We start from the raw sequence: 13,625 nt of genomic DNA, 5'->3' as shown, positions 1-13,625 counted from the left end.
GGAGAAGGCGGTGGGGGGAGCCCGGGGGGCGCGGCGCGACGCACCCGTCCGGGTGACCCCGCCCGGCGTTCTCACCCCTCCCGCCGGCCCGCCGGCACCTCGTCGTGGCTGGTCACCGCGTCGGCCGCGCTCCAGGGCCGGAGATCCGCGTGATCACGCGGAACTTTCACCCGCTCTCCCGATCAGCGCCCTCGCCACACCCGTGCCTACGATGTACGAAATGTCCGATTTGTACGAATTGGCGGGACGTCCGACAACGGCGTTGGGCAGACAGGAGCAGGACATGGGACGCGTTCGACGCACACTCGTGGCGGTGCTGGCGGCGGCCTTCCTCGTCGGCGGGGCGGGCACCGCTCTGGCCGCACCGCCGGCGCTCGCAGGACCCGCCGTCCCCGCGGCCCCGGCACCAGCGGTCATCGACCCGGACACCGGGTGCGAGACCCCCGCGGACGGCTACGCACCCCCCGGCCGGTGCGAGCTGGTCATCGCCCGCGCGGCGGGCATCTGCCTTGAGGCCGCCCCCGTGCTCGACTACGCGGTCGAGGCGTACGGGACCACGGACGACACCGTGACCATCACGTGGGTCAACCCGGGCGGCGAGGACATCGTCCAGTCCGGCCTGCCGCTGAGCGGGCGCGTGTACTGGCCCGGCACGGTGGTCGTGAACGGGGTCGTCGTCGACTGGCCGGGGTGGATGCTGACGCCCGAGGGGACCTGGACGCAGCACGACGCCTACGACTTCACGCGCCCCGACGTCCAGGTCGTCCTGTCGGTCAACCCGGACGTCTCGACGGTGGTGTCGTACCCGCCCGAGACGTCGGTCTGCGCGAACCCGCCGGGGTCGTCCGAGGTGCTCGCGGCCTCCGACACGACCACGACGTCCGACGTGCTCGCCGCCCCGGACTCCGCGGTGCTCGCGGCGACGGGGTCCGACACCTGGCCGATGCTCACCGCGGCCGGTCTGCTGGTGCTGCTGGGCGCGGCGCTCGTGACCACCTCGGTGCGCCGGCACCACGGCAGCCACTGACCGACCGGAGCCGGTCTCACAGCGCGGCACGCACCCGCCGGGAACCCCCGGCGGGTGCGTCCGTGCGGCTCAGCCCAGCCGGTCCACCACGTGGTCCACGCAGGCGGTGAGCGCGAGCACGTCGTCGGGCTCCACGGACGGGAACATCGCGACGCGCAGCTGGTTCCGCCCGAGCTTGCGGTAGGGCTCGACGTCGACGATCCCGTGCGCGCGCAGGATGGTCGCGACGGTCGGCGCCTCGATCTCGGGGGCGAGGTCGATCGTGCCGACGACGGGGGAGCGCTGCGCGGGGTCCGCGACGAACGGCGTCGCCCAGTCGCGCGCCTCGGCCCAGCCGTAGAGGTGGCCGGCGGAGGTGGCGGTCCGCTCGGCGCACCACGCGAGCCCGCCGTTCGCGAGCATCCAGTCGACCTGCTCCGCGAGCAGCACGAGCGTCGCGATGGCCGGGGTGTTGAGCGTCTGGTCGGCGCGCGAGCTCTGCACGGCCGTCGTCAGGGACAGGAAGTCCGGCACCCAGCGCCCGGACCCCTCGACGCGGGCGGCCCGCTCGACGGCGGCGGGGGACAGCAGCGCGAGCCACAGGCCGCCGTCGGAGGAGAACGACTTCTGGGGCGCGAAGTAGTAGGCGTCGGTCTGCGACACGTCGACCGCGAGGCCGCCGGCCCCCGACGTCGCGTCGACGAGCACGAGCGCGCCCTGGTCGGCGGAGCCGGGCACACGCCGCACGGGGGCGATCGCGCCGGTGGAGGTCTCGTTGTGCGGCCACGCGTACACGTCGACGCCCTCGGCCCGAGCGGGCACGGCGGACGTGCCGGGGCGCACCTCGGTGACGACCGGCTCGTCGAGGAACGGCGCACGCGCCGCGGCGGCGGCGAACTTCGACCCGAACTCGCCGAACACGGCGTGCGCGGACCGGCGCTCGACCAGGCACAGCGTCGCGAGGTCCCAGAACGCCGTGGACCCGCCGTTGCCGAGCGCGACCTCGTACCCGTCGGGCAGGTCGAACAGCTCGGCCAGCCCGGCGCGCACCCGCCCGACCAGCGACCGGACGGGCTTCTGGCGGTGCGAGGTGCCGAGCAGCGTCCGGCCGGCCTCCGCCAGCGCGCGGACCTGCGCGTCCCGCACCTTCGCCGGGCCGGACCCGAACCTGCCGTCCGACGGCAGCAGGTGGTCCGGGATCGTCACGGGCGTGGTCGCGGTCACGCGCCGCACCCTACGCGCCCGCCTCCGGGCGTCGCCGGAGCCGACTAGCCTGTGGACGGACGTCCGCGCACGACAGGAGGGCACCGGCGTGAGTGACCTGATCGACACGACCGAGATGTATCTGAAGACGATCTACGAGCTCACCGAGGAGGGCATCACCCCGCTGCGAGCCCGGATCGCCGAGCGGCTGGGCCACAGCGGGCCGACGGTGTCGCAGACCGTCGCCCGGATGGAGCGCGACGGGCTGCTGGTCGTGTCGGGGGACCGCCACCTGGAGCTGACCGACGTCGGCTTCGGCAAGGCGATGCGGGTCATGCGCAAGCACCGGCTGGCCGAGCGGCTGCTGGTGGACGTCGTGGGGCTCGACTGGGAGTACGTGCACGAGGAGGCGTGCCGCTGGGAGCACGTCATGAGCGAGCGGGTGGAGCGCCGCCTGGCCGCGCTGCTCGACCACCCGCACTTCGACCCGTACGGCAACCCGATCCCCGGGCTGGACGAGATCGGTGAGGAGCGCACCCAGGTGACGTTCCTCGACGGCGTCGAGTCCTCGGTGGCGGTCGCCACCCGCTCGAGCGGCCCGACCAAGGCCGTCGTCGCGCGCATCGGGGAGCCGATCCAGATCGACGTCGAGCTGCTGGCGCGCATGGCCCAGGCCGGCGTGCAGCCCGGCAACGAGATCGTCGTGGAGAAGAACGGCGGCACCGTGACCGTCGGCGCCCCCGGTGCCGAGACGGTGCTGGACCTCCCGCAGGAGGTCGCCCGGCACGTGTTCCTGCGCACCTCCTGACGCCGCGCCCCCCGAGGGCCCCGCGCTGTGGCGAAGGCCACGTGCGGGGCCTTCGCGCGTCGGTGACCTGCGGCGGGCCTCACCCGTGCGTGTGAGCGTTCTCGCGCGCAGGGAAACGAGTCGTGACCGGAACGTGACAATCGGCTCCGGGGTCCGGTACGTTCGGTCTCGCTCGACGGAACCCTCCTCCGTCAGAGCCCTTGGACGGTACGCCGAGCCCTGCCGCCGCCCGAGGTTCCGAACGGACTTCGCCGGCAGGGGCGGGGGAACCACATGTGGGCACCGGAGACGGTGTCCTTGGGGTGAAGCCGCGTGACGTGACCGGATCCGTCCGGGAGCGGAGCGCGGCCGGGGATCTCCAACCCGAACCCGACAGCTCACCTCGTAGGCGCCAGGAGAGGCTGTACGTGACCGCTAGTGCTGTGCGCGCTCGACACCGTTCCGCGCGTCGCCCCGTCACCCCCTTGACCGATCTCGCCACCGCCGCGACGGGCTCCATCGCCCTCGCCGGTCGCCGCACCGCCGTCGTCGCGGCGTCCTCGGGCCTCATGGTCTCGATGGTCGCCGTCCCGGCGACCGCCGCGTCCTCGTCCGGCGACCAGGCGTCGCTGCCGTCCGTGGACACCGCCGCCCTGACGGCGTCGGCCCGCGCGGTGCTCGAGACCGCCCCCGTCGTGACGGCCCCGGCCGACGCCGCGTGGACGTTCGAGGCGCCGGCCGCGACCGCGGTCGTCCCCGAGCCGGAGCCCGAGCCCGAGCCGGAGCCGGTGCGGGCCACCTCCCGCAGCGCCCAGCGCGCCACTGCGGAGACCGCCACGACGGCCGTCGCCGCCGAGGCCACCGCCTCGGTGCCGCAGTCGGTCGCCGGCAACGCCGTCCTCGAGGTCGCCGCCCGCTACGTGGGCGTCCCGTACCTCTCCGGCGGCACGACGCCCGAGGGCTTCGACTGCTCCGGCTTCGTCTCCTACGTGTACGCCCAGCTCGGCATCTCCCTGCCGCGCACCTCCTCGGCGATCAAGGCGGCCGGCACGGTCGTCTCCGCCGCGGACGCGCAGCCGGGCGACCTGATCTGGAGCCCCGGGCACATCTCGATCTACGCCGGCGGCGACCAGCAGATCGACTCCCCGCGCCCGGGCAAGACGATCCAGTTCCGCAGCATCTGGCAGAGCTCCCCGGTGTTCATCCGCATCGGCTGACTCGCCGCACCGCAGCACTCCTCGACGCGACCCCCACGGCCCACCGGCCGTGGGGGTCGCGTCGTCCCCAGGACCGGGCGGCAAAGCCCACGCGGGATCCCGCCGGGTGCGCGTACCCTGCTCTTGCTTGCCTCCCCCAGCGGGCCCGGACAGCCAGACGGGTCCCCGACCTGGTCTAGGAGTACGCCGTGCTGCTGCCCGCGCCACCCAGGACGCTGCTCCTGAACGCCAGCCTCGAGCCGTTGTGCGTGGTGACGATGCCCCGCGCCGTCACCCTCGTCATGTCCGGCAAGGCCACCGTGCTGGAGACGGACGGCCGCGTGCTGCACTCCGAGCACGCCGCGCTGCCGCTGCCGGTCGTCCTGAGCCTGACCCGGTACGTGCACGTCCCGATGCGGCGCCCCCTGCCGCCGACGCGCCGCACCGTGCTGCAGCGCGACGACCACCGGTGCGCGTACTGCGGCTCGCACGCCGACACGGTGGACCACGTGCACCCGCGGTCGCGCGGCGGGCGGCACGAGTGGGCGAACGTCGTCGCCGCGTGCCGCCGGTGCAACCACCGCAAGGCGGACCGCCTGCTGCACGAGATCGGCTGGGAGCTGCGGTACACCCCGACGCCGCCGCGCGGGGCGGTCGCGTTCCTGCACGGCGCCGCCGTCGACGAGCCGGCGTGGTCGGCGTACCTGGCCGCGTGACAGGCCGGCGCCGGCGGGTGCTGGCCGTGGCGGTGGTCGTCGCGTTCGTCGCCGGGTTCGTGGTCGTGCTGGCGCAGCGGGGCGCCGGCGCCGTCCGGAGCATCGCCGTCGACTCGCGGCCGGGCGTGCCCGCCGGGGCTGCGCTGACGTCCGACGGCTCGGGCGGGGTGGTGCGGGAGGACGGGCTCGTCGACGTGTGGGTCGGCGGCAGCTCGTCGTGCCCGTGGGTGCCCGTCTCCGTCGAGCTGGACGGCCGCACGCTCCGGGTCACGGTCGACGACCCGACTCCGGCGGGCACTGCCTGCACGGCGGACATGGCGTTCACCACGCACACCGTCCGACCGCCGCGTGCGCTCGACCCGGACACCACCGTCGTCGAGGTCGTGGCCGCCGACCAGGCGTGAGTCGTCAAGGATCTGCCAAGGCTTCTCCACGCCACCCCCCGCGGAGCGTGCGGAGACGGCATGATCGGGGGCACACTGAGGTGTGCACCGAAGGAGGACGCAGCGATGAGGCGAGACGCAGAGATCCTGGTCGGGGTGGACGGGTCGGCGGCGAGCATGCACGCCCTCGACTGGGCCGCGGGGGAGGCCCGCACCCGCCGGCGGCCCCTGCACGTGGTGTGCTCGTACACCCTCCCGTCGTTCACCGCGGCGTCGCTCGACGGCGGGTACGCCGCCCTCGACGACACGGCCATCCAGCAGGGCGCCCGCGCGGTGCTCGCCGAGGCGCGCCAGCGCGTCGGGGACGTCGGCGTCGAGGTCGTCACGACGGTCGCGACCGGTGACGCCGCGGCCGTGCTGGTCGAGATGTCGCGCGACGCGTCGCTCGCGGTGGTCGGCACGCGCGGCAAGGGCGGGTTCGCCGACCGGCTGCTGGGCACGGTGTCCTCGACGCTGCCCGCGCACGCCTACTGCCCCACGGTCGTGGTCCCGCTGCGCGACCAGCGGCGCGGCGGCGTCGTCCCCACCGACGAGTCCGAGCCCGTCGTCCGGCCGGTCCGCCGGATGATCGTGGGCGTCGACGGGTCCCCCCAGGCCGACCTCGCGCTCCGGTACGCGATCGAGGAGGCGAAGGCCTGGGACGCCGAGCTCACCGCGGTGGCCGGCGTGCCCGTCGGCAGCGGGTCGGGCGTCATGGCGTGGCTGCCCGCCAGCATCGACCAGACGCAGGTGCTGGCCGACGTGACCGAGGGGCTCAACGTGGTCGTGGACCGCGCGCTCGCCGACCACCCCGGGTTCACCGTCCGCCGGCACGTGCTGGACGGAACGGGCGCGGAGCTGCTGACCGAGTTCTCGACGGCGACCGACCTCATCGTGGTCGGCTCCCGCGGTCGCGGCGGGTTCACGGGCCTGCTGCTCGGGTCGACCAGCCAGGCCGTGCTGCACCACGCGGCGTGCCCGGTGATGGTCGTGACGAACCGGTGCCAGGAGCGGCCGGAGCCCGCCGGTGCCGGCGGTTCCGCGCACGGGGAGAGCGCCGGGCGCTGACCACCGGCGCTGACCGGCGGGTGACGGCATGCGGGTGCCGGCGCCGGGCCCTCAGGCGGGCGGCGGCGGGACGTCCGGGCGGCGGACCAGCGCGGACAGCACGATCGTCGAGCGGGTGCGCGCGACGAACGGCTCCGCCGCCAGCCGCTCGACCACCTGCTCGAGGTGCCGCATGTCCCGCGCGCGCACCTGCACCACCAGGTCGACGTCGCCCGTCACGGTGCTCGCGGCGACCACCTCCGGGTAGCGCTCGACCGCGCCGCGCATGGTCGCGGGGCTCGTCGAGCCGTGGCAGAACAGCTCGATGAACGCCTCGGTCTCCCACCCCAGCGCCGCCGGGTCGAGCAGCACCGTGAACCCGCGCACCACGCCGCGCTCGCGCAGCCGGTCCACGCGGCGCTTGACCGCAGGGGCGGACAGGGCGACGACGGCGCCGATATCCGCGTAGGATGCCCGGGCGTCGACGGCGAGCTCGCGGAGGATCGCCTCGTCGATGGGGTCCAGGTCGCGAGTGCTGGTCGGTGTCACGGGGTCGATCTTCCCGCACACCCGCGCTCGCGGGGCCCCCGGGGCACGGCTCACCGCCTGCCCGTGCCGGATGGATCCGGCGTCGACGCTTCACCCGGACGGCCCCACGGCCGATGAAGGGGTGACACCCGGACGGACTCGAGAGGAACGCGGATGCCTGCACCGCAGGGACCCACGCACGCCGGTACGGACACGCTCGTCGCCCCGTGGGCGGCGCAGCCACCCCACCCGGACGAGACCGCACCACGGACGTTCCCCACGCAGCGGGAGCACGCCGGGTCGCCGGACGAGGACGCCCCCGCCGGTGGCACACCGGTGGACGCGCCCACGGCGCCCGCGCCGGCCCGCACCGCGCCGGCCCGCACCGAGCCGGCCCACCGCCGCGCGGTCGCCCGCGCCGTCGCCGTCGTGCTCCTGTGCCTGGCCGTCGTCGGGGCGGTCGCCGCCGGCGTCGCCGTGCAGCTGCGGGCCGACGAGCGCGCCGCCGCGTGGGCCCACGCGCAGAGCCGCGCGTCCGCCGCGGCCACCGCCCAGCGCGCGGACGACGCGGTGGCCTCCGCCGCCCGGGAGACCGCCGTGGCCGCCGGGTACGACGCCACGACGGCCGACGCCGTCGCCCGTGCCGGCGCGGTCGTCACCGCCGCGCGCGCGGCCGCCGACGCCTCCCCGCACGCCGGCGACGCGCCTCTGGCCGCGCTCCGGTCCGCCGCGGACGCCACGGCTGCCGCCGCCTCGACGGTGGGCGCCGGGACGAACGTGGCGGCCCTCCGCGCGTCCGCGGACGCCGTCGCCGCGCCGCAGCAGGTCGCCCTCGCCGCGGAGGCCGCGTGGCAGGCCGCCGAGGCCGCCCGCGTCGAGGCCGAGCGGGTCGCCGCGGAGCGCGCCGCCGCCGAGGCCGCCCAGCGCGCCGCGGCCCGCAGCACCGGGTCCCGGGCGGCCCGCGCCGCCGCCCCCGCGTCGTCGGGCGGGTCCGTCGCAGCCGCGCCGGCCGCCGGTGGCTGGGCCGCGGGGGTGCAGTCGTACGGGATCAGCGGGCTGGGCGCCGCGCTCAACGCCGCCCGGGCCGACAACGGGCTGCCGGCGCTCGCCGTCACGGGGTCGTCCTCGCTCGCGGACCACGCGGCGGCGATGGCGGCCGCGGGGAGCATCTGGCACTCCGGGAACGACCACATCGTCGGCTGGGTGCAGCCGGCGAGCGACAGCCAGATGATCACCGCCTACATGAACTCCCCGGGCCACCGGGCGTGGATCCTCAAGGAGGGCAAGACGACCGTGTCGATCGGCGCCGTGACGATCAACGGCCGCCTCTACACGGCGATGCGCTTCTCCTGACCCGCCCGGCCGTGCAGGCGCCGCGTGTCAGCGCAGCGCCTGCGTCAGCCGGTCGAGCGCGAGGTCCAGGTCGTCGGCGTCGATCATCAGCGGCGGCGCGAGGCGGATCGTCGAGCCGTGCGTGTCCTTCGCGAGCACGCCCAGGCGCAGCAGGCGCTCGCACAGCTCCCGCCCGGTCATCCGCGCGGGGTCGACGTCGAGCCCGGCCCAGAGGCCGACGCCGCGGGTGCCGACCAGCAGGCCCGTGTCGACCAGCGTGGCGAGCCGCTCGTGCAGGTGCGCGCCGAGCGTCCGGGCGCGCTCCTGGAACGTGCCCGGCCGCAGCAGGTCCACCACGGCGATCCCGACGGCGCACGCGAGCGGGTTGCCGCCGAACGTGGAGCCGTGGGTGCCGGCGGTCAGCACGCCCAGCACGTCGGGCCGGCCGACGACCGCGGACACCGGCAGCACCCCGCCGCCGAGCGCCTTGCCGAGCGTCACGAGGTCCGCGCGGACGTCCCACAGCTCCAGCGCGAACGTCGTGCCGGTCCGGCCGAGGCCCGACTGGATCTCGTCGGCGATCAGCAGCACGTCCGCCGCGGTGCAGATCTCCCGGACCGCGGGCCAGTAGCCGGCGGCCGGGACGACCACGCCCTGCTCGCCCTGGATCGGCTCCAGCAGCACCGCGACGGTCGTCTCGTCGACCGCCGCGCGCAGCGCCTCGGCGTCGCCGAACGGCACGATGCGGAAGCCGGGGGTGTGCGGGCCGAAGCAGTCCCGCGCCTCGGGGTCGGTGGAGAACGACACGATGGTCGTCGTCCGGCCGTGGAAGTTCCCCGCGGCCACCACGACGGTGGCCCGGTCCGGCGCGACGCCCCGGACGTCGTAGCCCCACTTGCGGGCCGCCTTGATCGCCGTCTCGACCGCCTCGGCGCCGGTGTTCATCGGCAGCACCATCGGCGTCGTCCCGTCCTGCGCCCCCGCGACCACGGGCCGCGCGAGGTCCGACAGCGCGGCCGCGAACGGGTGCAGCAGGTCGTGGTCGAACGCGCGGGACGACAGCGTCAGCCGGTCCAGCTGCGCGTGCGCCGCCGCGAGCAGCGCCGGGTGCCGGTGCCCGAAGTTCAGCGCCGAGTACCCGGCCAGCATGTCCAGGTACGTGCGGTCGCCGGTGTCGCGCACCCACGCACCCTCGCCGGTCGTGAGGGTGACCGGCAGCGGGTGGTAGTTGGGGGCGAGCGGGCCGGCGCCCTCGGCCGTGCGTGCGGGGAGCGTGGCGGTCATCGGGACACCTCGGCGGGGGCGGGCGCCCGCTGTCCTGGGGCGCGTGGCGGGCGTGCTCAGGCGGTCGGGCGGATCTCCAGCGTGCAGCACTTGGCACCGCCGCCGCCCTTGAGCAGCTCGCTGGTGTCGACGGGGTGGGGGCGGAACCCGCGCTCGGTGAGCTGGGCGGCGAGGTCGACGGCGCCCGGCGCCACGACCACGTTGAGGCCGTCGCTGACGGCGTTGAGGCCCAGGCAGGCCGCGTCGGCCTCGGAGGCGATCACGGCGTGGGGGTAGCGGCGCTCCAGCTCGGCGCGCGAGGCGTCGGAGAACGCCGGCGGGAAGTACGCGACCTGCTCGCGCCCGGGCGTGGAGTCGAGCACCGCCAGCGCGGTGTCCAGGTGGTAGTAGTGCGGGTCGACGAGCTCGAGGCTGACGACCTCGCGGCCGGTGACGCGCGCGATCTCGTCGTGCGCCGCGCGGTCGGTGCGGAACCCGGTGCCGGCGAGCAGCACGTCCCCGACGCCGAGGATGTCGCCCTCGCCCTCGTTGACCTGCTCGGCGGTGTGCGTGACGTAGCCGTGGTCGGCGAACCACTTCTCGTACGCCGGGCCCTCGGGCTGGCGCTCCGGGTAGCGGAACCTCGCGGAGTACACGAGACCGTCGACGACGGTCGCGCCGTTGGCCGCGTAGACCATGTCCGGCAGGCCCGGGATCGGGTCGATCGTCTCGACGGTGTGGCCGAGCCGCTCGAAGGTCTCGCGCAGGGTCTGCCACTGCTGCACGGCCAGGCCGGCGTCGGTGTACCGGGTCGAGTCCATCCACGGGTTGATCTCGTAGGAGACGGTGTAGTGGGTGGGCTCGCACATGAGGTAGTGCCGCGCGGTGGCCTGGGGCGTGCGGGTCATGGTGCTCCTCGCGGGGGTCGTGGTCCGGGGACGTCGGCCGCCTCGTCGGGGCACGTCCCGTCAGCCTACGAGCCCCGCGGCGCGAGCATCATGGCGCGACGTTGCGCAGCGACCAGCAGTTCGTTGCGCGGATCGTCGCTCAGGCGGCGGATCGTTGCGCGGACGGCCCGCGGACGTCGCGGATCGCGCGGCGCAGGACCAGTCCGATCATCAGGTCCAGCAGCACCGCCGCGGGCCAGCGCGTCACGGCGGGCGGCAGCCCGCGCAGGTGCACCGTCTCGGACCACGTCACCCGCGCCGACGACGGTCCCGCGGCCGCGACCTCGATGCGCGCGGTGCCGAGCAGGACCGGTCCCCGCTTCACGAACACGGCCACGCCCGGGACGGCACCGAGCGGCGCCTCGAACCGCTCGACGCGCATGCGGTCCACGAGGCCGGGCGCCCCGCGGCGGGCGAACGGCCCGCTCACCGCCACGACCTCGTCGCCGACCCGCGGCACGTCGTCCGCGCGCCGCCGCACCGGCCCGCGGCCCGGTGCGGGCGGCGGACCCAGGTCGACCCGGGTGAGCGGCACCCAGCGGGAGTGGTGGCGGGCGTCGGCGACCAGCGCCCACGCGGCGTCGGCGTCCAGGGGGAGCACCCGGGTCACGCGCGCCCAGGGCGTCCGGTGCCGGTCCTGCGTGATCACGCTGCGCCCCTGTCCGTCACGCCGGGCGGGGGTGGGGCGGGTGCCCACGTCGACCCGCGGGCGCGTCGTCCCCATCCTCTCCCCGTCGGGGCCGGCCGAGCGGCCGCGGTGGCAGGTCGTTGGGTGCAGGCACCCAGACCCCACACGGTCCGGGACGGATCTCACCCGCGCGCCCGGGGCCGCCGCCGGCGGTAGCCTCGCGCCCATGCAGACGAGGACGCTGGGCAGGACGGGACGGGACGTCGGGGTCGTGGGGCTGGGCTGCTGGCAGCTCGGCGCGGACTGGGGCGAGGTGGCCGAGGACGACGCGCTCGGCGTGCTCGCCGCCGCGGCGGACGCGGGCGTGACGTTCTTCGACACCGCCGACGTGTACGGCGACGGGCGCAGCGAGCGGCTGATCGGCCAGTTCCTCGCCGAGCGGCCGGCCGACGCCGCCCGGATCACCGTCGCCACGAAGATGGGCCGCCGCGCGGACCCGCACGTCGCGGACGCCTACACGCTCGACGCGTTCCGCGGCTGGACGGACCGGTCCCGGGAGAACCTCGGCGTCGACACCCTCGACCTCGTGCAGCTGCACTGCCCGCCGAGCGAGGTGCTCGACCGCGACGCGACCTACGACGCGCTCGACACCCTCGTCTCCGAGGGCCGGGTCGCCGCCTACGGGGTGTCCGTCGAGACGGTCGACGAGGCGCTCGCGGCCATCGCCCGTCCGGGGGTCGCCACGATCCAGATCATCCTCAACGCGTTCCGCCGCAAGCCGCTCGAGCGGGTGCTCCCGGCGGCGTCCGAGGCGGGCGTCGGGATCATCGCCCGGGTCCCGCTGGCCAGCGGCCTGCTGTCCGGGAAGTACGACGAGCACACCGAGTTCGCCCCGACCGACCACCGCGCGTTCAACCGGCACGGCGAGGCGTTCGACGTGGGCGAGACGTTCTCCGGCGTGCCGTTCGAGGTCGGCGTCGCGGCGGCCCGCGAGGTCGCGGCGCTCACGCCGCAGGGCGCGACCACCGCGCAGCTCGCCCTGCGGTGGATCGTCGACCAGCCCGGCGTCTCGACCGTCATCCCCGGCGCGCGCAACCCCGAGCAGGCCCGCGGCAACGCCGGTGCGGCCGCGCTCCCGGCGCTCGACGAGGCGACGTCGCAGGAGCTCCGCCGCATCTACGACGACCGCATCCGCCCGCACGTCCACGACCGCTGGTGACCCGCTAGCCCGGGGCGGGGGTCAGCGGCGGTGGATCTCCCGCTCCGGGAGGAGCTTCGGCTCGCCGCCGGTCTCGACGACCAGGACGCGGTCGCGGAACGTCGTGGGGGCGGGGCCGAACGCGGTCCGGGCGCCCTCGACGACGGTCCGGCCCAGCGCGCGGGCGCCCGTGACGCCGATGACCGCGCCGATGCCGAACGGCACCATCCGGCCGAAGGCGAGCCCGCTCTGCCGGGCGAGCTGCTTGCGGAACAGCTGCCGGGTGAGCCGGGCGTTCACGCGCTTGATGGTGCCCGTGGGCATCCGCGTGAGCAGGGCGCGCGCGACGTTGATGCCGCGCAGCCCGGTGAGGGCCCCGGTGTCGGTCACGGCCTTCGCGCCGGACTCCCCGAGGATCGTCGCGAGCAGCAGCGCGCGGCGGCGCTCCGCGTCCTGGACGTCGATGCCGTGCACGTCGGCGACGGCGAGGGCGAACGCGGCGGACGCGCCGAAGAACGTCGCGACGTCGCCGATCGTGAGCGCCAGCGCGACCCCCGTGCCGACCGCGGGGAACGCCGCGGCCGCACCGACGGCGCCGCCGGTGCCCTGGACGACCAGCAGGTACTCCCGCTCCAGCAGCTCGACGACCTCGGCGGGCGTCGCCTCCGGGTTCCGGCGGCGGACCTGGTCGACGTGCGCGTGGATGGTCGAGGACGGGATGGTCACCGCGCGGTCGAGCGCCGCGTCGACAAGCGGGGTCCGGCGGGTGACCATCACTCGCCCGTCACGGTGAGCTCGACGGTCGCGCCGGCCTGGAGGGTGCGGCCGACCGTGCAGTGCTCGTCGACGGCGCGGTGCACGACGCGCAGCAGCCGCTCCCTGGTGGCGTCGTCCAGGCCGGTCAGGTCGACGACCATCCGCTCGCGGAGCTCGGGGTACCGGTCCTCGGCCTGGAGGTTGGGGCCCTCGACCTCGACGGTGACCTCGACGTCGTCGCCGAGCCGGTGGCTCAGCGCGTGGTCGGCGCTCATGCCGGAGCAGCCGGCGAGCGCGATCTTCAGCAGCTCGCCCGGGGTGAAGACGGCGCCGGCCTCGACCGGGCCGATGCTGACCTCCGCGCCGCGGGTGTTGCGGCCGGTGTAGGTGCGGGTGCCGGTGCGCTCGACCCACAGCCGGTCGGCGGCGGCGGGCGTGGCGGTGGGCTGGGCGCGCCGGCCTGGAGGGGGCGGCCGACCGTGCAGTGCTCGTCGACGGCGCGGTGCACGACGCGCAGCAGCCGCTCCCTGGTGGCGTCGTCCAGGCCGGTCAGGTCGACGACCATCCGCTCGCGGAGCTCGGGGTACCGGTCCTCG

Annotated in this window: 15 protein-coding genes and 1 riboswitch; of the genes, 8 read left to right on the top strand and 7 right to left on the bottom strand. The window is 75.8% G+C overall.

Annotation, left to right across the window (positions count from 1 at the left end):
- The first annotated feature begins 283 nt into the window (after window positions 1-283).
- Window positions 284-1,027 (top strand): LPXTG cell wall anchor domain-containing protein, encoded by a 744-nt coding sequence (locus tag KJP73_RS17605; protein ID WP_213284179.1) that lies wholly within the window; start codon window positions 284-286, stop codon window positions 1,025-1,027.
- Between the two features lie 69 nt (window positions 1,028-1,096).
- Here the strand turns inward: KJP73_RS17605 and serC are convergent, their stop codons facing one another.
- Entirely contained in the window at window positions 1,097-2,239 is a 1,143-nt protein-coding gene (gene serC, locus KJP73_RS17600; RefSeq protein ID WP_433995183.1) for a phosphoserine transaminase, read from the bottom strand.
- 79 nt (window positions 2,240-2,318) lie between these two features.
- Here serC and KJP73_RS17595 point away from each other — a divergent pair, with 79 nt between their 5' ends.
- From KJP73_RS17595 to KJP73_RS17575, 5 genes are all read left to right on the top strand, one after another.
- A complete protein-coding gene (locus KJP73_RS17595) occupies window positions 2,319-3,017 on the top strand; it encodes a metal-dependent transcriptional regulator (RefSeq protein WP_213284178.1) in 699 nt (232 codons plus the stop codon).
- Between the two features lie 239 nt (window positions 3,018-3,256).
- A riboswitch (cyclic di-AMP (ydaO/yuaA leader) is annotated at window positions 3,257-3,422 on the top strand.
- A gap of 2 nt (window positions 3,423-3,424) precedes the next feature.
- The gene (locus KJP73_RS17590; RefSeq protein WP_213284177.1) at window positions 3,425-4,213 is read left to right on the top strand and encodes a C40 family peptidase; all 789 of its coding nucleotides are present in this window, start codon (window positions 3,425-3,427) and stop codon (window positions 4,211-4,213) included.
- 257 nt (window positions 4,214-4,470) lie between these two features.
- Window positions 4,471-4,908 (top strand): HNH endonuclease, encoded by a 438-nt coding sequence (locus tag KJP73_RS17585; protein WP_213284182.1) that lies wholly within the window; start codon window positions 4,471-4,473, stop codon window positions 4,906-4,908.
- Window positions 4,905-5,312 (top strand): hypothetical protein, encoded by a 408-nt coding sequence (locus KJP73_RS17580; protein WP_213284176.1) that lies wholly within the window; start codon window positions 4,905-4,907, stop codon window positions 5,310-5,312. The genes KJP73_RS17585 and KJP73_RS17580 overlap by 4 nt, the downstream gene beginning before the upstream one ends.
- A gap of 105 nt (window positions 5,313-5,417) precedes the next feature.
- Complete coding sequence (locus KJP73_RS17575) at window positions 5,418-6,398, top strand: universal stress protein (RefSeq protein WP_213284175.1); 981 nt, start codon at window positions 5,418-5,420, stop codon at window positions 6,396-6,398.
- A gap of 51 nt (window positions 6,399-6,449) precedes the next feature.
- On the opposite strand, the gene KJP73_RS17570 is transcribed toward KJP73_RS17575, so the two are convergent.
- Window positions 6,450-6,926 (bottom strand): Lrp/AsnC family transcriptional regulator, encoded by a 477-nt coding sequence (locus KJP73_RS17570; protein ID WP_249669509.1) that lies wholly within the window; start codon window positions 6,924-6,926, stop codon window positions 6,450-6,452.
- A gap of 153 nt (window positions 6,927-7,079) precedes the next feature.
- Between KJP73_RS17570 and KJP73_RS17565 the strand changes: the two genes are divergently transcribed.
- Window positions 7,080-8,258 carry a hypothetical protein gene (locus KJP73_RS17565; protein ID WP_213284174.1) on the top strand — a complete coding sequence of 393 codons (1,179 nt, stop codon included), beginning with the start codon at window positions 7,080-7,082 and terminating at the stop codon, window positions 8,256-8,258.
- A gap of 27 nt (window positions 8,259-8,285) precedes the next feature.
- Here KJP73_RS17565 and rocD read toward each other — a convergent pair whose 3' ends face one another.
- From rocD to KJP73_RS17550, 3 genes are all read right to left on the bottom strand, one after another.
- Complete coding sequence (rocD, locus tag KJP73_RS17560; RefSeq protein ID WP_213284173.1) at window positions 8,286-9,521, bottom strand: ornithine--oxo-acid transaminase; 1,236 nt, start codon at window positions 9,519-9,521, stop codon at window positions 8,286-8,288.
- Between the two features lie 56 nt (window positions 9,522-9,577).
- Window positions 9,578-10,408 carry a dimethylargininase gene (ddaH, locus tag KJP73_RS17555; protein WP_213284172.1) on the bottom strand — a complete coding sequence of 277 codons (831 nt, stop codon included), beginning with the start codon at window positions 10,406-10,408 and terminating at the stop codon, window positions 9,578-9,580.
- Window positions 10,409-10,547: 139 nt separating this feature from the next.
- Window positions 10,548-11,096 (bottom strand): hypothetical protein, encoded by a 549-nt coding sequence (locus KJP73_RS17550; protein ID WP_213284171.1) that lies wholly within the window; start codon window positions 11,094-11,096, stop codon window positions 10,548-10,550.
- A gap of 205 nt (window positions 11,097-11,301) precedes the next feature.
- Between KJP73_RS17550 and KJP73_RS17545 the strand changes: the two genes are divergently transcribed.
- Window positions 11,302-12,294 carry an aldo/keto reductase gene (locus KJP73_RS17545; protein WP_213284170.1) on the top strand — a complete coding sequence of 331 codons (993 nt, stop codon included), beginning with the start codon at window positions 11,302-11,304 and terminating at the stop codon, window positions 12,292-12,294.
- Window positions 12,295-12,315: 21 nt separating this feature from the next.
- Here KJP73_RS17545 and KJP73_RS17540 read toward each other — a convergent pair whose 3' ends face one another.
- Window positions 12,316-13,047, bottom strand: coding sequence for a hypothetical protein (locus KJP73_RS17540; RefSeq protein ID WP_213284169.1), 732 nt, complete (start codon window positions 13,045-13,047; stop codon window positions 12,316-12,318).
- The gene (locus KJP73_RS19405) at window positions 13,047-13,379 is read right to left on the bottom strand and encodes an OsmC family protein (RefSeq protein WP_283770245.1); all 333 of its coding nucleotides are present in this window, start codon (window positions 13,377-13,379) and stop codon (window positions 13,047-13,049) included. Before KJP73_RS19405 ends, KJP73_RS17540 begins: the two co-directional genes overlap by 1 nt.
- Window positions 13,380-13,625: the final 246 nt, after the last annotated feature.

The sequence above is a fragment of the Cellulomonas hominis genome, from assembly GCF_901521055.1.
In the GTDB taxonomy this organism is placed as follows: domain Bacteria; phylum Actinomycetota; class Actinomycetes; order Actinomycetales; family Cellulomonadaceae; genus Cellulomonas; species Cellulomonas endometrii.
This window is presented reverse-complemented; position numbering and strand designations above follow the sequence as displayed.